Origin of the sequence: Pseudomonas brassicacearum, from assembly GCF_000585995.1 — a bacterium.
Lineage (GTDB): Bacteria > Pseudomonadota > Gammaproteobacteria > Pseudomonadales > Pseudomonadaceae > Aquipseudomonas > Aquipseudomonas brassicacearum_A.
In genome coordinates this window covers 3,697,687-3,722,624 of record NZ_CP007410.1, presented here as the reverse complement: position 1 = coordinate 3,722,624, position 24,938 = coordinate 3,697,687, and the positions used below count along the sequence as shown (strand labels likewise).

The following is a 24,938-nucleotide window of genomic DNA, read 5'->3' as shown; positions in this document are numbered from 1 at the left end:
GCCAAAAGTAACCAAAAGCGCTTTGCCCCACCACTCGGTGCCTCGCCTAGGCTCGGCATGCCCGAACGCAGGCATTGCTCCGTGGGCCGCCGCGAAGGACCATCCATGGTCCAGCGCGGCTATCCCGGCATCCATGCCGGGATGCCCACTGCGCAATGCCTGCGTTCGGCCAGCGTGGTTTTATGGGGCGCCCAGATCAAGATCAAGATCTAAAGCAAAGCAAAGCAAAGCAAGAGTGGGGTATATCCAGCATCTATGTGGCTGTACCACCGCTATCGCGAGCAAGCTCGCTCCCACATGGGGTTGTGGGCGTTCATGGCATCTGCAAACAACACAAAAAACCTGTGGGAGCGAGCTTGCTCGCGATGGCGTCAGCACAGCCAACATCACCACAAACTGACCCTCCGCTTTCGCGAGCAAGCCCGCTCCCACAGGAAGAACGCGGTCCCACCTGAACCAGGTCGGCTATCAGGCCGCCTCGCCCGGCTTTTGATCTTAGGCGCCCCGTTAAACCACGCTGGCCGAACGCAGGTATTGCGCAGTGGGCAACCCGGCATGGATGCCGGGTTAGCCGCGCTGGGCCATGGATGGCCCTTCGCGGCGGCCCACGGAGCAATGCCGGAGTGAGGGCACACCGAGCCTAGGCGAGGTGCCGAGTGGTGGGGCAAGAGCGTTTTGCTTACTTTTGCGCTTCTCAAAAGTGAGCCGCTGTAAGAGCGGAACCATAAGTCGCCGTTACCAAAAAAACGGATATACACACAAATCAAAAGTCCAAACCCCCCCCAAAAAAAAACGGCGCCCCCCCAGGAAGAAGCACCGTTTTCTTAAGTGAACAGCACTGCCTGTAGCGAGGAAGCTAGCTCGCCGTAGCAGCGCTCAAGACTCAGGCGGTAAAGTCACTGGCATGCAGCTCCTTGACGCCCACGAGCTCGAATTCAAACTCGGGCGTGGCGTCGGCATTGGTACTGCCGTAGACAATGCCATCGGCAAAGCGCAACTGGCCGGTGGCGTTGGTAGCGTCGAAGGCATTACTGCCAATGAAAGTGAAGGCATCGACATCGGCGGTCAACGGATTAGCGTCCAACCCAGTGAGGTCCAGCTTGTCGAACTCCGCGCTCTTGAAACCGCTGATCACATCGCGCAAAGCCCCGACGCCCATGTCCGACAGCGCGTTGAACGCGTAGGTATCCGCGCCCGTGCCGCCGGTAAGGTTATCGGTGCCTGCACCACCAATCAGCCGATCATCGCCCGAACCGCCCACCAGCGTATCGTTGCCTGCACCACCATCCAGGATGTTCCCCGCGCTGTTACCGGACAGACTGTCGGCATAGGCGCTTCCCGTCAGGTTCTCGATGAATTTCAAGGTGTCGAGCCCGGAACCCACCGTGTTTTGTTGCGCCGATGTCGAGAGGTTCACGGTAACAGCGGCCAGGGCTCGTTCGAACGACACCGTGTCGTTGCCATCGCGCCCATCCAGGATGTTGTTGCCGGCGCCGGCGAACAGCGTGTTGTCGAGTGCGTTGCCCGTGCCATTGGCAGCGCCAGTGCTGTCGATATACAGGTTCTCGACGTTGCTACCCAGGGTATAGGCGGCCAGGCTGCTGTGCACACTGTCGATGCCTCCCGTCACCGCATTGCTGTTGGTCTCGATCACGGTATCGCTGGTGTTATCGACGTAATAGGTGTCGTCACCATCGCCACCGCTCAGGCTATCGGCCCCGGCGGCGCCATCGAGCACGTTATGGGCGGCGTTGCCGGTGATGAAGTTACGCCGCTCATTACCGGTGCCGTCGATCTCCGATATGCCGGTGAGTACCAGGTTCTCGAGGTTGGCGCCCAGGGTCCAACTGACCGAAGCCTGCACGGTGTCGATCTGCGAGGCCGAGGTGTTGGTTTCCACCACACTGTCGAACGCGTTGTCGACCACGTAGATGTCGTTGCCATCGCCGCCGGTCATGGTGTCGGCGCCCAGGTCGCCATCGATCTTGTCGTTGCCGGAGCTGCCCACCAGGGTATCGTCCTGGTCGGTGCCGGAGATCTGTCCGCCCTGGTTCTGAGCGTTGTCGAAAATGTCCTGCACGCTGTTGTTGTCGTTGGGATTGCCCTGGAAGCCCAGGTCATCGGCGATGTAGTCGGCCAGGCGTTGGCCGACGATTTCCGCTGATTCTTCGTGCAGGTGCCAGACGTCGTCGGGATACACCAGCGGATCGACTTCGTAGCGCAAGGGCAGGTCGGTGTAGTCCACCGCCAGCTTGACGTCAGCGCGTTCGGCGGCGATGGCTTCCTGGGCGGCGCGGACATAGCCGACGCCCTCGACAATGGAGGCAATCTTCTCTTCCGAGTAACCGCGGGCACGCGCCGCGTCCTGCTCGTAGTGCCCGGTCTCCATCATGTACACACTGAAGTTGCCGAACTGGGCGTGCAGGTAATCGAACACCTTCAAGGTTGCAGCCTTGTAGGCCGCTGCCGCCGCGGCCTTGTCCGTGGCGCGGGCGATTTCCTGGGCGGCTTCCTCGCCCTGGCCCCAGATGATGCCCATGGTCACGTTGTCGATCGACTGCAGTTCGGTGCGCTGGTCGCGCAGCAACGTCACCGCCCGCAACAGTGCCGGCCCGGGTTGGTTGGTGTCGGTCAGCCACCAGCACAGCTGGAGTTCCTCGGGGCTGAGGGTGGACAGGCCGTTGACGGTGCTGCCGCCGACCGCGATGTCGATACCGTTGCCATCGGCATCGGTGAACTGGCTGCGCACGTCGTAGGTGGTGTAGCGGTTCAGGTCATTGACCAGCATCGAGGTGCCGGATTGGTCGTCGTCCTCGGTCATGCGCAACAGGCGCGCATTGGATTGGCCGAGGGTTGGCAGGTAGAGAATGTCCTGCTGGGCGCGTTCGCCGAAGACGAAGTCATTGGCGGTGAGGGTGTTGAGGTAGTTGCCGTTGAGGGCGATCTCGAAGCGATTGCCATCGGCGTCGGCTTCGGCGGACTTGATGTAGGTCTTGTCGCCAGCCGCGTTCAGGGTCATGTACAACGTGCCGTTGCTGCCATCGCCGAGGCCGAGAAAGCCCAGCCCTGACACGTCGATTTTGTCGACGCCAACGGTGAAGTCGTAAATCGTGTCGGTGGCCGTGACACCACCGGTGTCGTAGTCGCGGTAGCTGTCGGACAGGTTGTTGTAGCGAAACGTGTCAGCGCCATCGCCACCGTACAACGAGTCCCGTCCGGCGCCGCCGTCGACAATGTCCGCGCCGGTACCGGCCTTGATCGTATCGTTGCCGCCGAGGCCGAGGATCAGGTCCGCGCCTGTCGTGCCGTTGAGGGTTTCGGCGTTGTTGGTGCCGGTAATGGTGTTGGCGGGCGCATCGGCCACCACCAGGCTGAAGTTGTCGCTGACCGAGGCGCCTGAGGGATCGGTAGCCTTGACCAGTACATCGTAGTTGCCCGCAGCGGTGCTGGTTGGCGTGCCGCTGAAGGTCAGGCTGGTGGCATTGAAACTCAGCCAGGTGGGCAGGGCGTTGCCGTTGGCGAGGGTCGCGGTGTAGGTCAGCACATCCTGGTTGGCGTCGGTGAAGCTGTTGCTCGCCACGGTGTAATTGAATGGCGTGCTTTCACTGGCGTTCTGGTCCAGGAGTGGGGTGGCCACGACCGGGGCCACGTTGGTGGGGTTGGTCTGGTCGGCGAAGACGAAGTGATTGGCCGTCAGGCTGCTGACGAAGTTGCCCGCCATCGAGATCTCGAACCGGTTGCCGTTGGCGTCGACCGTGAGGTCCTTGAGGTAGGTGCGGTTGGTCGACGAACTGTAAGTGACCTGAAGAGTACCGTTGAGCCCGTTACCCAGGCCGGTATAGCCGAGGGCCGACACATCGATCTTGTCGGCGGTCACGTCGAAGTCGAGGATCTGGTCGCTGGCGCTGGTGGAACTAGTGCGGTAGCTATCGAGTTTCGAGGTGTAGCGGAACACATCGGCGCCAGTGCCACCAGTGAGTTTGTCGACCCCGGTGCCGCCGACCAGGATGTCGTTGCCGGCGCCGCCATTGAGGGTGTCGTTGCCCGCGCCACCGAACAGTTGTTCATTGGCCGCAGTGCCGGTCAGCGTGTCGTTGTTCGGCGTGCCATTGATCACAATGGCGGCGGGGACGTCCTGCACGGCGAGCGTAAAACTGTCACTGACGGTGGCGTTGCTGCCATCGGTGGCCGTGACCTGGATCGAGTAGGTGCCCGACGCGGTGTCGGGCGGCGTGCCGTTGAAGGTGCGAGTGGCGGCATCGAAGGTCAGCCAACTGGGCAGGGCGCTGCCATTGGCGAGCTTGGCGGTGTAGCTCAGGCTGTCGTTATCTGGATCGGTGAAGCTGGTGGCCGGCACCACGTAGCTGAACGGGGTGTTTTCGGTGGCGTTCTGATCCACCAGCGGCGTAGCCAGCACGGGCGCCTGGTTGGTCGGCGACGTGGTGGCGAAGACGAAGTTGGCGCTGGTCAGGGTGTTGAGGTAATTACCGTCCAGCGCCACTTCGAAGCGGTTGCCATTGGCGTCGGCCTCCAGGGATTTGATGTAGGTCTTGGTGCCGGCGCTGTTGAGTACCAGGTACACGGTGTTGTTCTTGCCATCCCCCAGGCCGGTGAAACCCATGGCCGAGAGGTCGATTTTGTCGGCGCTGACGTTGAAGTCGGTGATCAGGTCGCCGAGGTTGGCGCCACCGGTGTTGTAGTTGCGGTAGCTGTCGAGGCGATTGGCGAACACAAAGGTATCCGCCCCCGCACCACCGGTGAGGGTGTCCATGCCGGCACCGCCGTCGAGCTTGTCGTCGCCGGCGCCGCCACTGAGGCTGTCATTGCCCGCCAGGCCGAGCAAGGTGTCGGCCGCATCGCTGCCTAACAGCGAGTCACTGCCGCTGGTGCCGGTGATCACCCGGTTGAAGATGAAGTTGCTGGCCGTCAGGGTGCTGGCCAGGTTGCCCGAGAGAATCAGCTCGAAGCGATTGCCGCTGGCATCGGCGTCGAAGTCCTTGATGTAGGTGCGGTTGTTGCTGGCGCTGTAGCTGACCTGCAGGGTGCCGCCACGGCCATTGCCCAGCCCGGTGAAGCCGAGGCCGGCGAGGTCGATCTTGTCCTGGGTGACATCGAAGTCGGTGATGGTGTCATCGAAGCTGGTGGTCGCGTTGCGGTAACTATCCGACTGAGCGACGAACCGGAACGTATCGGCGCCCGTGCCGCCGGTGAGTTTATCGAGGCCCGCGCCGCCCACCAGAATGTCGTTGCCGGCGCCACCGTTGATGGTGTCGTTGCCGGCCGCGCCGTAGAAAATCTCGCTGGCGCTGCTGCCCAGCAGGGTGTCATTGCCAGCCGTGCCTTGCACGGTGGTCATCGGCACCGTGGCGCTGACATAGCTGCCGTCACCATAGACCAGCGTGGCGCCCTTGCTGGTGTGGCTGATGGTATTGGCGATGATCGCGTTGCGATCAGTGCCGTCTTCATTGCGCTCGGCGACGCCGTAGGTCGACAGGTCGCTGCCGCTGATGATGTTGCCCTGGATGAGGTTATCGCTGCCGTTGAAGTACTTGCCGGACACGCCCAGGGTGTCGTCGTAGGACTGGATGATGATTTCCGGTACGGCACTGCCCAGGGAATTGTTGTTGAGGGTGTTGTCGATGACCTCGACGTGGTTGCTGCCGTAGATGCGAATCCCGGCGCTGGCGTTGTCATGGATGTCGATACCGGTGACGGTGACTTCGCTAGAGAGCTTGATCAGCACGCCTTCGGCACCGTTGCCGTACACCTCGCCACCGGTGATGGTGATGTTGCTGGGGGAGGGAATGTCGTCGCTGCCGCGCTGGACCACGATGCCATTGCCGCCGTTGTCGTAGGCGACGTTATTGGTCATGGTGAAGTCGTGGGTGCTGGTGACGACGTTGAAACCGTGGCGGTCGTTGTCGTAGGCGACGTTGTTCTCGAAGGTGCTGTCGCTGAGGAAGTCCGCGACGAAACCGTCCAGGCCGTTGCCGTGGGACACGCTGTTCTTGATAACCATGTTGACGGTCTGCTCGTGCGGGTCGAAACCGTACCCGGAGCAATCCTTGATCTCGACGCTGTCGAGGGTGACGTTGGAGTCGTAGCCTTCTTCGCCGGGAATGTAGCCGTTGAACCAACCGTCGATCTTGCCGGTGGTGTGGTCGCGGTTGCCGTCGATGGTGAGGTTGCTGACCCCGAAATCGTGGGTTTCCTCGCCATAGGCCGATCGGATAACGCCGGTGATCTTGGTGTCGGAGCCATCAGCCACCTTGACCGTGGTCTCGCCCATGCCGTCGCCGTACAGGTAGACGTTGCTTTTCAGCATCAAACAGCCGTCGGACGGTTCCTCGCCTGCCGAAACGATATAAGTTCCGGTCGGCATGTACACCTGACCTCCACCTGCCGCGGCCGCCGCATCAATCGCACTTTGTATCGCCGCCGTGTCATCGGTGATGCCATCTCCTTTGGCGCCAAAATCTTGTACGTTGAAAATCATGAGCTTATCTCCGTATCTGGCTTTAACCGCGCTAGATGCCAATATTCCATCGGCAACCTCGGTGTTATGACTCAGCGGAGCGCAAAAGTTGTGACCGAATGTCGGAGAAAGTGTCAAAAAAACTGACTACCGGATAAGTGGTTGTATGGGGGAAGCGGGATGTAACGTTTTGTTGACGCTTTCTTGGGAGGTCAACCATGCCCTTGTGGGAGCGAGCTTGCTCGCGATAGCGGTGTATCAGTCCCATCAGGGCTGGCTGACCCGAAGCTATCGCGAGCGAGCTCGCTCCCACAGGGATGGGGGTGGCGGGTACATGCGACTTTCTTGATTGGCATCAACCCCTGTGCCTGGCCTGCGCGGTAGCCTCCCATCAACACGGCGTCCGGAAGAGGGCGCCAAGGAGTCTCATGAGCTATCCGCTGTTTCTGACCCTGCACCTGTTCGCCGCGCTGGTGTTCATCGGCACGGTATTTTTCGAGGTGCTGTTCCTCGAGAGCATCCGCAAACAACTCCCCGCCAAAGTCATGGTGCTGCTGGAACAAGGCATCAGCCGGCGTGCCCGGCAGTTGATGCCGTGGGTACTGCTGGTGTTGTTCGGCGCGGGGGGAGGTATGGTCTGGCTGCGGTATTGGCCGGTGTTGTCGTCGCCGCTGCAGTCATCGTTCGGTGTGTTGCTGGGCTTGAAGATCCTGCTGGCGGGCAGTGTGCTGGGGCATTTTCTCTGGGCCATGTGGTTGTTCAGGAGCGAGCGCATGAACGCCCGTTACGTTCACATCATTCATACCAGTGTGTTCCTGCATATGGTGGCGATCGTATTCCTGGCCAAGGGCATGTTCTACATCACCTGGTAAGCCATTTCGCCGCAGTTTCAAGGCGCTTGATACAGGTCAAGGAGGCCCGGCGGGTTACGTCAGACACTGTTGCTGCGCAGCCATTCGGAGATTGTCATGTTCGACCTGTTTCAAACCCTCGGCGAGCGATCCGCAGGACGTGCCTCGGCGATGGCGGATGTCGATTGTCCGGTCGGGACGCGAAAATTCCATGGCGGCATCGGTTCGCTCGACCTGCTGCGGGGCTTGCGCGACAGCCGCCAGACGCGGCGCCCCCTGTCCCTGTCGGTGCATCTGCCTTCGCGGTTGCGGCTGGCCTCGTGTTCGACGTTGGCCAGTGTCTGTCGGTGCGGGGAAATCGAGGGGTATCTGCAACGCTTGGCGTATGAGATGGCGATGGTGGGTTGCCACTTGGGTGCCGGGCGCCGCGTCGAGCAATTTAGCCTGACGGGTGGCACCCCGGTGATCGCTCATTTACAGAAACTGATGGATGATCTGCGCAAGCGTTTCGCCTTCTGCGAATACAACGGCGGCGATCACAGCATCGAAGTGGACCTGCACCACACCGACTGGTCGACCATGGGCCTGATTCGGGATCAGGGATTTACCCATGTCAGCATCGGCGTTCCCGACATCGGTACCGACAGTGATTTGTCAGTTGATTGCTACCAGAGTCCGGCGCCGATTCATTCGCTGATCGATGCGGCGCGGACTTTTGGTTTTCGTTCGATCAACATTGACCTTGGTTACGGCCACGCCTGGCAGACGCCCCACAGTTTCGCCCTGAAACTGGCGACGCTGATCGAGCTGGAACCAGACCGGCTGCATGTCTTTGACTATGCCTGTGCGCCTTATCGTTATCGCTCGAAGAACGCGGGGCCCACCGCGGTTTTTAGCAGCCGGGCCGACAAGGAGGCCATGCGGCGGATTTGCTGCGAGCAACTGATCGGCGCGGGGTATCACTACATCGGCCTGGGGCAGTTCGTCCGGGCTGACGATGACTTGGCGGTGGCCCAGGAGCATGGACGCCTGCATCGCAATTGCCAGGGCTTTACCCGGCATGGTTGCTGTGACCACGTGGGTTTCGGCTTGTCGGCCGTCACCCAGATCGAGCATCTGTACGTGCAGAACACTGACGATCTGCTTCACTACTCTCAGCAGCTGGACGCCGGACAGTTGCCGGTGTGTCGCGGCTGGCGCTGTGAGGCGCAGGATCAGGTCAGTGCAACCGTGATCGAGCAACTTTCCTGTGACCTGGAGCTGGATATCCCAGCCATCGAAACGCGGTTCGGGGTGGTGTTTCGCGAGCATTTCGCGCCTGCCTGGCCACTCCTGGAGGCGTTGCACGACAAGGGATTGATTGAATTGTCGAGCCGGTTTATCGGCATCCTGCCCGCTGGGCGCCTGCATGTGGATGCGATCTGCAATCTGTTCGATCCAGAGCCGGATGACGCAAGCCCACGCTCCTTTGAAAAGTTGAATCCCTCATGAACGCTGCATCCGGTTTCAATCGTGCCCTGGTGGAAAAGTATGACCGCCCGGGGCCGCGCTACACCTCTTATCCCACGGCCCCACAGTTTCACCAGGCGTTTGCCATGGACGAGTACCACGAAGCGGCCCAGCGCAGTAATCAGGCGCCGGTACCCAAGCCGTTGTCGGTGTACATCCATATCCCGTTCTGCCAGAGCCTCTGCTATTACTGCGCGTGCAATAAGATCATCACCCGCAAGACCCATCGCGCCGTCGAATACCTGACGTACCTCAAGCGCGAAATTGTCCAGCAGGCGACCTTGTTCGATCGCTCGCGCAAACTGACCCAATTGCACCTGGGTGGCGGTACGCCGACTTACCTGACCCACGAGCAACTGGCTGATCTGATGGACTGCCTGCACCAGTCCTTCGACATGGATGACAGTGACGCCCATGAGTTTTCCATCGAGGTCGATCCGCGGACCATCGATGCGCAACAGATCCAGGGCCTGCGCGAGCTGGGTTTCAATCGCTTGAGTTTCGGTGTCCAGGATTTCGATGCCCAGGTGCAGGCGGCCGTCAATCGGGTACAAAGCGAAGCCCAGGTCGTTGAGCTGGTGGCGGCGGCTCGGCTGGCACGCTTCAAGTCCGTCAGTGTCGATCTGATCTACGGCCTGCCGCTGCAAACCGTCGCCAGTTTCGATGTGACCTTGAGCAAGATCATTGCCCTGCGCCCCGATCGCATTGCGGCCTACAGCTACGCGCACCTGCCGCAACGGGTGCGGGCGCAACGGATGATCCGGCCCGAAGACATGCCCCCGCCGGAGCGCAAGCTGGAGTTGCTCGAGCTGACCATCAACCGCCTGACCGAGGCCGGATACGTCTACATCGGCATGGACCATTTCGCCTTGCCGGACGATGAGCTGGTGCGCGCCCGCGCCCAGGGCACACTACAGCGCAACTTTCAGGGTTATTCCACCCATGCCGATTGCGACTTGATTGGCCTGGGTGTGTCCTCGATCGGCAAGGTCGGCGACAGCTACAACCAGAACGTCAAGGAGCTGTCCCAGTACTATGCGCGCCTGGACCAAGGCCTGCTGCCGGTGCAGCGGGGCTATCGCCTGAGTGATGATGATCGCTTGCGGCGTGAGGTCATCAGCGAACTGATGTGCCATGGGCAGGTAGCGTTCGGCCGGATCGAGGCCAGTCATGGCATTCGTTTTACCGAGTACTTCGCTGACGTGCTGGATCGACTTCAGGAGCAGGTGCGCGACGGCCTGCTGGACATCACGGACCAAGCGCTGGTGCTACTGCCCCAGGGGCAATTGATGATGCGCAGCGTCGCCATGGCCTTTGATGCGTACCTGGAGGCAGACCAGACAGTCCAGTATTCGCGTACGGTCTGACGACGGCGCATCGGGCCGCTTTTGTGGCGAGGGAGCTTGCTCCCGCTGGGGTGCGAAGCAGCCCCGAAACCGGCCGCTGAGGTGTTTCAGGTTGATTGCGTTCAGCTTTTTTGGGGCTGCTGCGCAGCCCAGCGGGAGCAAGCTCCCTCGCCACAGGGGGCCGTTTTTCCCTGATGGCTGGGTTGGCTATGATCTTTCAGTGCCCGGGTTTCCGGAGGCCGGGATCAAGTCGCGTATCGCATAGAAGCCTTGCACCAGCCGATTCTTGGCCCGGTACTCGCACAGCAGCAGCGAGGTTTCGGGCAGCTGGGATATCGACGAAGCGTGTTTGACTACCATCGTTTTACCTCCCGAGCGTAAGCGCACCAGTGCCCCGGGTTCGAATGTGCCCATTTGCAGTCACCTCACAGTCACTTTGTTTGTGCGTTCTACCCAACCCCCGCCCAGAGCCTTGTACAGACTGACCTCGGCGAGCAGTTGCGACAGCCGGTCGGCGATCAGGGTTTGTCGGGCGCTGAACAGCGAGCGTTGGGCATCAAGGAACGTCAGGCTGCTGTCCACGCCAATCCGATAGCGCCGCTCCGCCAGGCGGTAGTAGTCCTGGTTGGCCTGTACCAGGTCATGCTGGGCGAGCAGTTGGTCCTTATAGGTCTTGCGTGCCGCCAAGCCATCGGAAACTTCCTGGAAGGCGGTCTGGATTGCTTTTTCGTATTGCGACACACGGATGTCTTTCTGGATTTTCGAATAGTTCAGGCTCGCCCGAAGGCTGCCGGCATTGAAAATTGGCAAATTGATCTGTGGTTGAAACACCCAACTGCCCGAACCACCCTTGAACAGCCCGGACAGTTCGCTGCTCGAACTGCCGGCATTGGCGGTCAGGCTGATGCTCGGGAAGAACGCGGCGCGTGCCGCGCCGATGTTGGCATTGGCCGATTGCAACAGGTACTCGGCCTCAAGAATGTCCGGCCGCCGCTGCAACAGGTCCGAAGGCAGTCCGGCCGGTACTTCGATGAGCAGGTCGGATGCCAGCGGCCGGGCGGGCAGGTCATCCGCGACCGACGTGCCCACCAGTAACGTGAGGCTGTTGAGGTCCTGGGCAACCTGGCGTTGAAACTTGGCCAGGCTGGCCTTGGCGCTTTCCACCGAGGTTCGCGATTGGCTCAGGCTCAGGGCCGAGGCGGTGCCGACCTGATTGCTGCGTTCGGTCAGGCGCAGGCTTTCCTCGTAGGACTGGAGCGTGTCGCGGGTCAGCGTCAGCAGCTCCTGATCGGCACGCCAGGTCAGGTAGGCGCTGGCCACGCTGGCCACCAGGCTCAACTGGGTGCTGCGACGGGCTTCTTCGCTGGACAGATAGACCAGCGACGCCTCCTCACTGAGGCTGCGTATTCGCCCGAACAGGTCCAGTTCATAGGCGCTGATGCCCAGTGTGGCCGAATACGAGCTGCTAATCGCGGGTTCGCCGGTTCCCGTCAGGCTGGCCGGCAACCGTTGGCGCGAACCTGTGCCATTGGCACTGATCGCCGGGTAGAGATCCGCCCGCTGAATCCGATATTGCGCCTGGTAAGCCTCGACGTTCAGGGCCGCCACCCGCAAGTCGCGGTTGTTGACCAGCGCACTTTCGATGAGTTGCTGCAGCGCTGGATCCTGGAACAGATCACGCCAACCCTGTTCAGCCGCGATAGGCCCCGACAGGGCCGGGGCATAAGCGGACGTCTGCGGGTATTGCCCGGCTATCGGTGCATCGGGACGCTGGTAGTCCGGGATAAGCGAACAACCGCCGAGCATGAATGCCGCGACCGCCAGGGGGCTCAAGAGTTTATGCATCGACCTGTCTCATCGTGGTACCTGCTCAGGCCCCGCAGGCGCGGGCAGGCGGGTTCTATTGGGGCCGCGTTCGCCCGCAGCGTGCGGTCATGATCCGATCATCCATTTCGCCAGCCCATGCCGTCCGCTGACACCCAACTTGGCGGCGGCACGTTTGAGATAGGTTTCGATGGAGCTGTTCTTGACCCTTAGCTTTTCCGCGATCTCCGGTACGGTGCCTCCAGCCAGCAGCCCCAGGCAGACCTCTTTTTCCCGCACCGAAAGCGTGACGTCGCAGGGGCTCAATCGCTCATTGAAATCGCGCTGCAACTGGGTCTGTTCAACGCTATCGAGCGAATGGCTCGCGGCGCTGCCAGGGTTTTTAAAGCACGACTGCCGATTGAGATGGGCATGTCGCTCCGCCAGCGGCAGCAGCGTCTCGGAGAGGTACTTCAAAAAGGACAGTTCCTGGAGGGAAAAGTCGCGCTGTCCCTGGGGGCGATGCACCGAGATCACGCAACGACGATTGGCCTTGCGTGAAATCAGATAGCATTGATGGGATGTGCCAAGGCAGTTGTTGCCTTTTTCGTCCTGCATCCGGGCGTTCAGATGGATCAGCAAGGCGTCGTCCACCTCCAGCACTCTTTTCACCAAGGGGTGATCATTGCGCTGTATTGCACTGGTGGGGCAGGCGGATTGCATGTGCGCGTTTCTTTCTGAGCCCGCGTACCCCAGCAGTTGGACATCGAGAACGTCCGTTTGGGTATCGTCGACGGTCCATTCACTCAACTCGAGTCGACTGACAGGCACCGATGTTTCGATCATCTGGTGCATGTTGGTCAAGAAGCTCTCGTGCCCGACACTTGAAATCAGCTTTCCTAGCTCTACGTAGAGGTGCGATTTCTCGGCGCCCTCAATACACGCATGTCGATTCATTCTGCTTACCTGCATACTTCGAAAAAGCTCCGCGCATCTCAGTGATCGTTGACGGAAGAAAATCCGACCGCTTCTCAAAATGCTGAAGCCTTTTCTGGATTTGATACCTTGGGGGTCAAATATCACCTGTGAATCCATTCACACATAAACGGTTCAGCCGGTAGGACTATTAAGCGTTTCGGCGTAGGAAAAGTCTGTAAGGGAAAACAGGGACATCCCGGGTCAGGGGGGGGGCGCTGCTTTGCGATGACTCCTGGCAAAAATACGCATTTGACGAAGGTCTGTTCCTCGATTGGTGACTACGGCGAGGGCGTGTCCTTAGGCTTTTTTTTTGTTGAATATCTAATTAAATTAATGGTTTAAGGTGTTTATTTACTCCTGAAAAGCTGCTCGTTATCTGTTTTTAACGGATCTTGCATGTAGGAATAATCTGGCAAAAATGCCCGAAATTCAGACTTTCGATTATGGCGGAATATTCGGATTTCTCGATTTTCGTTTATCCAGATGTCGTTTTTTGTCTGTGTAGGAGTCGTTTTTTGTCATTGACGCATCTCGTTGCTGTGCACCGTGCAACGCCTTATGCGCTGGGCTTGAATGACAGGATGTCGATGTTCTTTTTACGCAGGCTGCTTTGTGGGGTCAGGCGGAAATACCACTCTCGAAGCCAGCAAGCGAGCGCCGACTCGGCTTGTTCGATGCCACTCATGAAACGGGCGGCATTGACGATCCCATTGGCCCGGGGGTGTCGGTACGCTTGGTAATTTGCCAGCGCGGTGCGCAGGTCTGGCGTTTGCGCCAGGCGTTCGGCCAACACCACGGCATCTTCAATCGCCTGCGCTGCACCCTGGCCCAGGCTGGGCAACATGGGATGAGCCGCATCACCCAACAGGACCACGTGCCCGTCACAGAATTGCTCCACGGGACGGCGATCCCGGGCATGCATTTTCAACAACGCGCTTTCGGGGGTGGCCTCGATGGCCGCCACGACTTCCGGCGCCCAGCCGGCGTAGGCACTGAGCACTTCCTCCTTGCTGATGTTCAAGGCGGCGTCCGCTGCGTTTTCGTGATTGCAGGTTCCCCACCAATACGCCTGGCCATCCCCCACATCGCAAAGTCCAAAGCGCTTGCCGCGGCCCCAATAATGCGCCACATAACCTTCGGTCATGACCGGATGGCTGAATGGCGTAACCGCCAGCCAGGCGACATAGCCCGATGGGCGTGTGGGCGTCTCGCCCAGCATCTGCTGGCGGATCACTGAGTTCAGGCCATCGGCGCCAATCAGTAGATCAGCCTCGTCGGTGCTGCCATCTTCGAACCGCACCGTGACGCCATCCGGGCGGTGGGTATAACCCACGCAGCGCAACCCGGTGGTCAGGGTGTCAGGTGCGAGCTGCTGCGCCAGGGCACGCAGCAGCAGGGGGCGCTGGATATTTACACTGGGGTGACCCAACTGTTCGCCGATCTCGTGGATCGGCATGCTGGTGATGGGAGCCCCATTTTGTTTCTTGAAAAAAAACGCTCGGATCACCTGGCCCATCTGTTCCACCGGCACATGGGCATCGATCGAATGCAGGGCCGCCATGGCATTGGCCATGATGGACAAGCCGGTGCCACCGGTACGCAGCGTCTGGGCCGCTTCGAAGACCTTGACCTGCCAGCCCGCTCGCTGCAACGCGATGGCGGCGGTCAGTCCGCCGATACCGGCGCCGGCCACAATGGCTTTTCTGGGTTCTGTCATGCTGTTTCACCTGTATCAAGCCCGGGACGACCGGGTATTTGAGTCAAGCGGGGCCGTCAATCCAGCCCCGCGACCGTCGGTAATGGTCAGGCGAATGCCGTCATGGATCCGGCGTTCCTGGCGCGGGCCACGTCGATGCGTGACTTGATGAATTCGCCCACCCGCTCGATATGGGGCTCGCGCATCATGGTCAGATGGTCGCCTTCCACGGCGACTCGCTGCACCTGGGGAGCAATCGAGCGCCAGCCGCGGTACGGGTCGCGAAAGGCCGTGCCCACCAGTTCATGGGGGGCTTGCAGCACATCGGGCAGCTCGACATCCGCCGCGAACAGCGTGATAGGCAAGTCCAGTGGCGGGAAGCGGTAGTCCAGCAACCCTTGCCAGTTGGCATGAAAGACCCGGAACAGCTGCTCCAGCGTCGCCAGGGTGAGGGTCTCGTCGAAAAGACCCTGGTCAATGCCGTGCTGCCTGATCGCCTCGAAGGCATGGGCGTCGGCCATGGAGGAGAAGTCCAGGGCGTGGTAGTCGTATTCCTTCTGGCCGTCGCCGCTGAGCAGTTCCCACATGAACCAATTCATGAACTCGCTGCGTTCTATCTGCACCTCGCCCTGCCTGACGCGCACGATGGTGTCCAACAAAAACACGTTATGCAGGCGTCGTCCGCGTCGCTGCAACTCGCTCGCCAGTTCATACGCCACGACCCCGCCATAGGACCAACCACCCACGTTCAGTGGTCCTTCAGGCGCGATCTCTTCAATGGCGTCGGCGTAACACACCGCCTGGGCCCGCACCGATTGCAAGGGTTCACGGGCATCCCATGTTCCCGGTGCTTGCAGTGCATACAGGTGGACCTGGTCCTTGAGAACGCGCGCCAGTGCCGCATAACACAGCACGTGCCCGCCGATGGGGTGCACCAGGAACAGCATTGGCCGGCGCGGGGCATTTTTGAAGTCCACCAGCGCGCCGGTGCCCGGGTGTCCGGTTTCGGTCTGTTGCAGCACTTGGGCGAATTCGGCGATGGTCGGGGCCTGGATGAAGTCGGACAGCGATGGCTCCAGGCCCTGATGCCTGGCGAGCATGGCCACCAGTTGCACTGCCTTGAGTGAGTTACCCCCCAGTTCGAAGAAGTTGTCATAAACGCTGATGTCTTCCATGCCCAGGGTTTCTTGCCAATAGGCTTGCAGCAGATCCTCCACAGCATTCCTGGGCGCAATAAAGGGCCGCAGCAACGTGTGTTGAACGTCGACCTTCTGCAATCGCCGACGGTCGATCTTGCCGGTGGGTCCAAGCGGTAGCTGGGCGATGCTGGCAAGCGTGGTCGGCACCATGTAGTCGGGCAGCGCCAGGCGCATTTCGGCCTTGAGTTGATCCAGATCCGGCGTACGGCCCGGCATGGGCTGGACGAAGCCCACCAGATAACGACTGCCATCGGTTGCCGGCTTGTCGATGACCGCCACCTGCTGAATGTCGGCCTTGAACCGGGCGGAGCCGAGCATGGCCACTTCGATCTCGCCGAGTTCGACGCGATAACCGCGGATTTTGACTTGGGCATCGCTACGGCCCTGGTACACCAGATCGCCCCAAGGCAGGTAGAAGCCGATATCCCCGGTTTCATATAAGCGCCGGGTCTGGCCTTCCAGCTGGCGATAGACAAAGCGTTCGTCAGTCAGATCGGGTTGGTTCCAGTAGCCGTTGGCCAGGCACGCGCCTTCGATGAACAGATCGCCCATGACCCCGACCGGGCAGGGATTACCCGCGGCATCCAGGACGTGCATGCGCACCCCGTCGATGGGCGTGCCGATGGGCGGCATGCTCGGCCAGGTCGCTGCGGCGCCTTCAAGCTTCAGGCTCGTGACCACGTGGGCTTCGGTGGGGCCATAGTGGTTCTCGACCCGGCAATCGTCGAGGTGATCAATCAGATCGCGGATCTCCGCCGTGATTTTCAGTTGCTCGCCTGCCACGTTGATCTGGCGCAGCGATACGGGGCGGATGCCGAGTTGCATGGCGACTTCAGCCAAACCCTGGAAGGCGACGTAGGGCAGGAACAGGCGGTTCACGTCCTGCGCGCAGATGAATTTCAACAACCGGATAAAGTCATAGCGCAGTCCCTCATCGATCATCACCAGCTCGGCACCGCAAGACAGGGTCGAGAGAATTTCCTGGAACGATACGTCGAACGAAATGGGCGAGTATTGCAGCGTCTTCAGCACACCTGGACCGACGTCCTGCGCCTGCTGGCGGTTCTGCCAGAGGATCATATTGGTCAATGCCCGGTGCGGCATGGCCACGCCTTTGGGGCGGCCCGTCGAGCCGGAGGTATAGAGCAAGTAGGCGTTGTCGTCAGCCACGATGTCTGCGGCAATAGAGGCAACCTGCGCGTGACAGTGCGCCAGGTTGTCGTCGAAATCGGCGACCACGCTGTCCCAGTGACGCTGGTCGGCCTGGCCTGCCAGGGCCATCGCCAAGTGCGCAGACGCATCCGCGAACAGCACCAGGCGTGGTTGCGAGTCTTCGAGAATCAGTTGGATGCGCTCGTTTGGGTAGCTCAGGTCTATCGGCACATACGCAGCGCCGGCCTGTATGACACCGAGCAAGGCAACGATCAGGTCGGGCGAGCGGGGCATCATGATCGCGACCCGATCGCCCTGGCCGATACCCTGCTGGTGCAGCCAACTCACCAGTTGTGCGCTGGCGTCCCGCAGTTGGCGGTACGAGAGGCAGGTCTGGTCTAGACGCACCGCGACCTGCTCGTCATGGCGGGCGAAACTGTCCAGTAACAAGGCCGACAGATTGTCATGGGGCAATGCCGTGGCCGAGCCGGGCGTGGTTCGTTCCAGGCGCGGCAGCCATGCCGGTATGCAGGGTTTGGCGTTGGGGGCGGCAATCATCAATTCCAGCGTGCGCAGCAGGTAATCGGCATAGGCCTCGACCTGGCTGGTGGCGACTCGCGCCGTGCAGTAGTCCATCTTCAACATCAGCGAGCCGTTGCCAGGGTGTCGGCCCAGTGTGGTCAGCAAGTCATAATTGCTGGCTTCCGTGGTTTCCCAGTCGGTGAGGATTTCCTCATCCTTTGCCAGCATGTCCTTGAGGACATAAAAGTCGACGTAATTGAACACCACGTTCAAGGCGACGTCGGTTTCGCGATGGATCAATGCGAACGGATAGCGCCGATGGGCGAACACCTGTTGTTCCTGGGCAATCACTGCCCGGATCACCGCAAGCCAATCCTGGCCGAGGGTGCGCAAGCGCATGGGCAGGGTATTGAGGAACAAGCCCAGGACCGAGGCGGCATCTGCAAACTCTGGCCGACCATGGCTGATCACGCCACACAGCACTTCCTTTTGATTGGACATGATGGCCTGGGCGAAACCGTGGGCCGCCAGCAAGACCGCGCGCAACGGCAGGTCCTGGGCCTGGCAGAACGCTTCGAGCCGGGCCAAGTCCGCTGCGGGCATTTCCCGGTAGGCCGAGCGATGCGGCATCGAGTCAGGGGCCACTGCATGAATCCAGCTGGTCATGGCCGCGGCGGGGGCGTCGCGCAGATAGTCGCTCCAGAACTGGCGATGTTCATCCGTTGCCATCGCTTCCTGTTCCAGGGCCACGAAGTCGGCTGGCGTGGTGGTCAGGGCGGGCAGCGCGTCGGTGTCAGATGCTGAGGTGTAGAGCGTGATCAGATCGCGCATCAAGGTCGCGACACTCCAGCCGTCGAGGATCGCATGGTGGAAGCTGAACACCAGGTCGATTTCATCCTGCGCGACGAACACGCAGAACTGATACAGCGGCGCCCGCTGCCAGTCTTCGCGGTAACGTTTACGTTCCTCCACATAGCTGCCAATGGCGTCGGCCCGTGCAGCGGGGCTCAGTGAGAGGACATCGATGACCTGCACGGGTGGCTCGACCGTCGAATGAACCCGGGCCATGGGCACTTCGGCGTGGCCGATATCGAACGACATGCGCAAGGCCGGGTGGCGCTGGATCAATGCGGTGCAGGCCCGTTCCCAGGCCGCCGCATCCCAACGCAGGCGCAGACGGTAGCGGAAGATGTCGTGATAGATCGCGGATTCCGGGTGCATCATCGAGTGATAGATCATGCCGACTTGCAGCTGCGACGCGGCGAACACGTCATCGTACAAACCTTCGCTGGCCTGGCGGATCGCTTGCGGCACCTGGGCAAAAGGCGCCACGTGGGCCAAGGGTTGCAGCCCTGTGGACGAAGCTTCTTGCGCCTCCAGGCACTGAGCCAGTTGAGCAATGGTAGGGTGCTGGTAAAGCTGCGCCAGGGTCAGCGCAATCCCTTGTTCACGTGCCTTGATCTGCAAGTGAATGACCTTCAGGGAATCGCCGCCCAGCGTGAAGTAGTTGTCGTGGACGCCGGGTTCAGGGCGGTTCAGGTTGTCCCGCCAGAGGTCGGCCAGTGCCTGTTCCAACGCTGTGCGCGGCGCTGTCGCATCGGTACCGCCCAACGCTGCGTCCGGCTCGGGCAGGGCCTTGCGGTCCAGCTTGCCATTTACATTCAACGGTAACTGCTCAAGCTGAATCAGATGCCGGGGCACCATGTAGTCGGGGACCTGCTTGCGCAGGGCGTCTTGCAGCGCTTGCGGTGAAAGCACGCAGCCGGGCTCGCTCACCAGATAGGCGCTGAGGTACGCATCACCTTTGTGTTCCTGGCGAGCGATCACGACGGCGTCCTTGACACCCTCGCAAGCGAGCAAGTGTGCTTCGATCTCGCCGAGCTCGATGCGCAGACCGCGGATCTTCACCTGGAAATCATTGCGTCCCAGGTACTCAATGCTGCCGTCGGGCAACCAACGCCCGAGGTCGCCGGTCTTGTACAGGCGAGCCTGGGGCGCGCTCTGGAACGGATCGCGGATAAACCGTTCGGCCGTCAGTTCGGGACGGTTCAAGTAACCTCGGGCAACACCCAGGCCACCGATGTGAAGCTCGCCGGCGACCCCGGGCGGCAGCTGTTGCAGGTTCGCATCGAGGACATGCATGTGGATGTTCGCGATGGGGTGGCCGATCGGCACGATGCCTTCGTGAACGTCGGGCCGGCAATGCCAGGCCGTCACGTCAATGGCCGCTTCGGTGGGGCCATAGAGGTTGTGCAACTGCACCGCCGGCAAACGTTCAAAAAAACGCGCCTGCAGGACCGGGGGCAAGGCTTCGCCACTGCACAGGACCTGCTTCAGCTCGGGCAATCGCTGCGGTTCGACCTGGTCGAGGAAGATTTGCAGCATCGACGGCACAAAGTGCAGCAGCGTGATGCCGGCACTGGCCATGATGTCCATCAAATAACCAGGGTCCTTATGCCCGTCGGGGGCGGCGACGACCAGTTGCGCGCCGCTGAGCAAGGGCAGGAAAAACTCCCAGACGGACACATCGAAACTGAACGGGGTTTTCTGCAAGACACGGCTGTGCTCATCGACCCCGTAGGCATCGCGGGCCCAGAGCAATCGATTCACGACCCCGTCGTGCTGGTTCATGACGCCTTTGGGCAGGCCCGTGGAGCCAGAGGTGTAGATCACATAGGCCAGGTGTTGCGGCGTCAAGCCCAGTGCGGCGGCGTCCGGGTTGTGCTCCGGTTGCCGGGACAGGCGTTCAGGGTCGGTATCCAGGCACAACACTGGCATCGTCACGGTGGGCAGGTTCGTCAATAGCCCACGGGTGGTGATCAGGACGCCCGGCGCGCTGTCGTTCAGCATATGGCTCAAGCGGTCGGTCGGATAACCCGGGTCCAGCGGCACGTAGGCGGCGCCCGCCTTGAGAATGCCCAGCAGGCCCACCACCATCTCCAGGCTGCGCTCCAGGCAGATCGCGACCCGTGCGTCCGGGCCAAGTCCTTCTTCCAACAGGGCGTGGGCCAGCCGATTGGCCTGTCGGTTCAGTTCGTCATAGGTCAGCGCCTGCCCCTCGAAGCGCACCGCGATCGCTTCGGGGCGAGCGACGACCTGGGCCTCGATCAATTGATGGAGCAACACATCCCTGGGGTAGTCGACGTCGGTGCGATTCCATTCATCCAGCACCTGGCGTTCAGTGGCCGGCATAAGATCAAGGGTATTGATCGGCGCATCGAAATCAGCGGCCACGCACTCCAGGATGTTCGTGAAGCGCTGTTGCAACGCTTCGATCTGCGCGCTTTCGAAATAGGCTTCGTTGTAGATGAAATGCATCCATACGTCGTCGTCCGGCGCGGCCTCCCGAATGTGCATCGACAGTGGCATCTGTTCGTAGCCGTTACTGAGTTTGACGGGCTGGGCGAGCGCCGGTCCGTACCAGGTGTCCTGGTCCTGTTCGTAGGACACCACCAGGTCGAACAACTGGCGCCGGCCCTGGTTCTGCAAGCCAAGCTCGCGGTTCAGTTCACTCAACGGGAAGCGTTGATAGCGGTAGTCCTGCTTGAGCATCAGGGCGATCTTGCCGACCAGTTCGCTGAAGCTCAGGTCGGTGCCCAGGCTCAGGCGTACCGGACTCATGCCGACGAATAAACCGACCGTGGCTTTGTGTGCAGCATTGGCGCGGTTGAGGATGGGCAGGCCGATCACGATCTCGTCGCGTTGCTCGACGCGGGCGAAGTAGCTGTACAGCACCGCCAGCATCACGTGGAAAACAGTCACCTGGCCGGACGCTTTCGCCTGTTCGCCGAGGCGATTGTAAAGCGCGCGCGGCAAACGCCAGGCGTGGTTCTGGCTGGGCGCCAGGCCCTGCTCGAATCGACTCTGATAACGGGGCGCCAGCAGGGGTTCGGGCAATGTGCGGTATTTATCCAGCCAGTACTGGCGTTGGCGCTGGAAGGAGGCCGAGTCTTTGACGCTGCCTTGCTGCTCGATATAGGTTTGATAGGTCGGCGCCGTGACCTCGTTTTCCACCTGGTCATGCAGGGCGGTATAGGCCTGGCTGATCGCCCGGCCGATCATGGCGAAGGACCAGCCATCGATGATCAGATGATGGCCATTGACGAAAAAGTAGTAGAGATCTTCCCGGACCTTGATCAGGTCCGCCCGCAACAGTAATCCATCGTCAAAGGAAAACGCGGTTTGCAGGTTTTCCTGCAGCAAGGCCAGTGCGCTGGTCTCCGCATCTCGATGTGCGGAGACGTCGTGTACGTTCAGTGGAACGCTGACCGCCCCCAGGAACCGTTGCCGTGGCAACGGATGTTCGGCTGAGCCTGGGACCAGTTGGATACGCAAGGCATCGTGGCGGTTGACGACTTGATCGATGGCCATTTGCATCAGTGAGGCGTCGACCGCACCATTGATCCGTGCGTAGCCGCCGATGTTGTACAACGGACTGTCGCCATGCAGCACCTGGTCCAGCCAGATATCCAGTTGCGGGGCGGCGAGGGGATAAAGCAGGTGCTCTGCACCCGAGGCGGGCATGGTCTGAGTCATGGTGTTCTCCGTGGGCCGATCCGATGGCCCGATGAAACGAATAAAAAGAGGGATGCCTGAAACCGGGCCATCGGCAGCGCACAGTCAATCACCGTCAATCCGTGATTACGCGACGCGGTAAACATCAGCACGAGCGGCGAGTGCCTCGACTTGCAGCGCCGCCGCTTCGCGGGCGCTGTCACCACTGGGCATCAGCTTGCTGTAGCGGTCACAACTGGTACGTATCTCGTGACTGTTCAGCACCTTGTCCAAGGCTGCGGCCAGGGATTCGGCGGAGGCCGGAGTGGACACTTGCAAGCCGCAGCCCAAGCGCTCCATTCGTGCCGCATTATCGAAATGGTCGTGGGCAAACGGCGTGGTGATCTGCGGTACACCCGCGGCGAAGGCCAGGGCCGTTGTCCCGACGCCGCCGTGATGCACCAGAGCTGCGGTGTGGGGCAGGATGCGGCTCATGGGGACGTAGCGCCTGACCAGAATCGTGCCGTCGCTGGATAACGATGGGTCTACTGGCTGGCTGGTCAGGAACACCCCGCGACGGCCCGTCAACTTCAGCGCTTGAGCCGCTGCGGCGAAATACTGCGCGGCATCCACCGTGGTCGAACCCGGGGTAAACACCACCGGTGGGGCCTCGTTCAAAAAGTCCTCCAGCTCGGCGTCGGGCTCCTCGAAGCCGGATTCATCGAATAGCGGGAACCCGGTCAGAACCGTCTGGGCAGGCCAGTCCTGTTGGATCGGGGCGAACCAATCGGCAAACAATCCCAATACCCGATCGGGCGAGGAGATCCATTGGCTGATGATGCGTTTGACCGGGGGCAAGCCCAATTCACGACGAAAATCGTTGAGCTCCGGTTTCATGAGCCGATCCAGGAAGGCGTGCTCGATGACACTGAGCAAAAGGCGTCTCACGGGATAGGGGACAAAGGCCGGCAGGTTCTCTCCAGGAGGGTGGGTGGGACGCGCGAGGGGTGACCAGATGGCGAACGGGGTGACTTGGCCGGTGATCAGCGGAATGCCGTGTTTTTCTTGCAGCAGGCGAGCGGAAAACGCCCACAACGAGCCGATCATGACGGTGTCATCGTCACATGCTTGCTCCAAGAGCCGATACTGGTCGCGCAAGGTACCGCCGACGGTTTTCCATAGGGTGGGCAGTGCCGTCCGTGGATGCCACAACGCCGGGTCAGCCATGACCGCTTGATATTCCTCGCGGGTGCCCAATGGCAGAAACTTGAAACCGCAGCGCTCGATCACCGGCGCGAACGCCGCGCTGGCGCAAAACGTTATCCGATGGCCACGTGCTGCGAGCGTTCGACCGATCCCGACAAATGGATGGACGTCACCGGCTGAGCCGATGGCCGTAATGATCACATGCATAAGGCTCCCTCTAGAGTGATCGTGCGATGGGTGACAGTCCTGATCGACGGCGATCAGGTATCGCCTATGGAATCCAATCCACAAAAACGATTCAGCTTGAGGGGGTATTAGGCGTTTCCAGGTAGGAAAAGTCTGTAGCGGAAAACGGGGACATTCCGGTCCGCAGAGCAGGTTTGGTGTCGAATCCAGAGATTGCGAACCCCCGAAAACCCTGTGGGAGCGGGCTTGCTCGCGAAAGCGGTGGCTCAGCTTGCATCATCGCTGAATATACCGCCGCCTTCGCGGGCAAGCCCGCTCCCACATTGGTTTCGAGGCGGTCATAGAAGTCGCATTCACACCCAATCCCCTGTGGGAGCGGGCTTGCTCGCGAAAGCGGTGGCTCAGCTTGCATCGATGCTGAATGTACCGCCGTCTTCGCGGGCAAGCCCGCTCCCACATTGGTTCCGAGGCGGTCATAGAAGTCGCATTCACCCCAATCCCCTGTGGGAGCGAGCTTGCTCGCGAAAGCGGTGGCTCAGCTTGCATCAACACTGAATGTACCGCCGTCTTCGCGGGCAAGCCCGCTCCCACATTGGTTCCGAGGCGGTCATAGAAGTCGCATTCACCCCCAATCCCCTGTGGGAGCGGGCTTGCTCGCGAAAGCGGTGGCTCAGCTTGCATCGATACTGAATGTACCGCCGTCTTCGCGGGCAAGCCCGCTCCCACATTGGTTCCGAGGCGGTCATAGAAGCCACATTCACCCCAATCCCCTGTGGAAGCGAGCTTGCTCGCGATAGCGGTGGCTCAGCTTGCATCGATGCTGAATGTACCGCCGCCTTCGCGGGCAAGCCCGCTCCCACATTGGTTCCGAGGCGGTCATAGAAGTCGCATCCACCCCCAATCCCCTGTGGGAGCGAGCTTGCTCGCGATAGCGGTGGCTCAGCTGGCAGGGATGTTGGATGTACCGCCGCCTTCGCGGGCAAGCCCGCTCCCACATTGGTTCCGAGGCGGTCATAGAAGTCGCATCCACCCCAATCCCCTGTGGGAGCGAGCTTGCTCGCGATAGCGGTGGCTCAGCTTGCATCGATGCTGAATGTACCGCCGCCTTCGCGGGCAAGCCCGCTCCCACATTGCTTCCGAGGCGGTCATAGAAGTCGCATTCACCCCCAATCCCCTGTGGGAGCGGGCTTGCTCGCGAAAGCGGTGGCTCAGCTTGCATCATCACTGAATATACCGCCGCCTTCGCGGGCAAGCCCGCTCCCACATTGGTTCCGAGGCGGTCATAGAAGTCGCATCCACCCCAATCCCCTGTGGGAGCGAGCTTGCTCGCGAAAGCGGTGGTTCAGCTTGCATCGATGCTGAATGTACCGCCGCCTTCGCGGGCAAGCCCGCTCCCACATTGCTTCCGAGGCGGTCATAGAAGTCGCATTCACCCCCAATCCCCTGTGGGAGCGGGCTTGCTCGCGAAAGCGGTGGCTCAGCTTGCATCGATGCTGAATGTACCGCCGCCTTCGCGGGCAA

At 60.9% G+C, this 24,938-nt stretch carries 11 protein-coding genes; 4 read left to right on the top strand and 7 right to left on the bottom strand.

Translation table 11 applies throughout. From position 1 onward, the window contains the following. The first annotated feature begins 57 nt into the window (after positions 1-57). Positions 58-213 carry a hypothetical protein gene (locus tag CD58_RS31130; RefSeq protein ID WP_158482157.1) on the top strand — a complete coding sequence of 52 codons (156 nt, stop codon included), beginning with the start codon at positions 58-60 and terminating at the stop codon, positions 211-213. Positions 214-883: 670 nt separating this feature from the next. Here the strand turns inward: CD58_RS31130 and CD58_RS15605 are convergent. Beyond that, positions 884-6,496, bottom strand: coding sequence for a putative Ig domain-containing protein (locus CD58_RS15605; protein WP_025213929.1), 5,613 nt, complete (start codon positions 6,494-6,496; stop codon positions 884-886). A gap of 407 nt (positions 6,497-6,903) precedes the next feature. Between CD58_RS15605 and CD58_RS15600 the strand changes: the two genes are divergently transcribed. The 3 genes from CD58_RS15600 to hemN all read left to right on the top strand — a co-directional run bounded on the left by CD58_RS15600 (position 6,904) and on the right by hemN (position 10,202). After that, positions 6,904-7,347: a CopD family copper resistance protein gene (locus CD58_RS15600; protein ID WP_025213928.1), complete on the top strand. Its 444-nt coding sequence runs from the start codon at positions 6,904-6,906 to the stop codon at positions 7,345-7,347. Between the two features lie 96 nt (positions 7,348-7,443). Next, positions 7,444-8,817, top strand: a complete 1,374-nt coding sequence (locus tag CD58_RS15595; RefSeq protein WP_025213927.1) for a coproporphyrinogen III oxidase — start codon at positions 7,444-7,446, stop codon at positions 8,815-8,817. Continuing rightward, a complete protein-coding gene (hemN, locus tag CD58_RS15590; protein WP_025213926.1) occupies positions 8,814-10,202 on the top strand; it encodes an oxygen-independent coproporphyrinogen III oxidase in 1,389 nt (462 codons plus the stop codon). The genes CD58_RS15595 and hemN overlap by 4 nt, the downstream gene beginning before the upstream one ends. Before the next feature lie 186 nt (positions 10,203-10,388). Here the strand turns inward: hemN and CD58_RS29305 are convergent, their stop codons facing one another. The 6 genes from CD58_RS29305 to CD58_RS15565 all read right to left on the bottom strand — a co-directional run bounded on the left by CD58_RS29305 (position 10,389) and on the right by CD58_RS15565 (position 23,438). Beyond that, positions 10,389-10,541: a hypothetical protein gene (locus CD58_RS29305; RefSeq protein ID WP_404942629.1), complete on the bottom strand. Its 153-nt coding sequence runs from the start codon at positions 10,539-10,541 to the stop codon at positions 10,389-10,391. A 60-nt stretch (positions 10,542-10,601) separates the two neighbouring features. Continuing rightward, on the bottom strand, positions 10,602-12,026 hold the full coding sequence (gene adeC, locus CD58_RS15585; RefSeq protein WP_025213924.1) for an AdeC/AdeK/OprM family multidrug efflux complex outer membrane factor: 1,425 nt from the start codon (positions 12,024-12,026) through the stop codon (positions 10,602-10,604). 87 nt (positions 12,027-12,113) lie between these two features. Beyond that, entirely contained in the window at positions 12,114-12,941 is an 828-nt protein-coding gene (locus CD58_RS15580; protein ID WP_025213923.1) for a helix-turn-helix transcriptional regulator, read from the bottom strand. Positions 12,942-13,518: 577 nt separating this feature from the next. Further along, positions 13,519-14,679 (bottom strand): FAD-dependent monooxygenase, encoded by a 1,161-nt coding sequence (locus CD58_RS15575; RefSeq protein WP_025213922.1) that lies wholly within the window; start codon positions 14,677-14,679, stop codon positions 13,519-13,521. A gap of 86 nt (positions 14,680-14,765) precedes the next feature. Beyond that, on the bottom strand, positions 14,766-22,067 hold the full coding sequence (locus CD58_RS15570; RefSeq protein ID WP_025213921.1) for an amino acid adenylation domain-containing protein: 7,302 nt from the start codon (positions 22,065-22,067) through the stop codon (positions 14,766-14,768). Between the two features lie 105 nt (positions 22,068-22,172). Next, the gene (locus CD58_RS15565; protein WP_038436647.1) at positions 22,173-23,438 is read right to left on the bottom strand and encodes a glycosyltransferase; all 1,266 of its coding nucleotides are present in this window, start codon (positions 23,436-23,438) and stop codon (positions 22,173-22,175) included. Between the last annotated feature and the right edge of the window lie 1,500 nt (positions 23,439-24,938).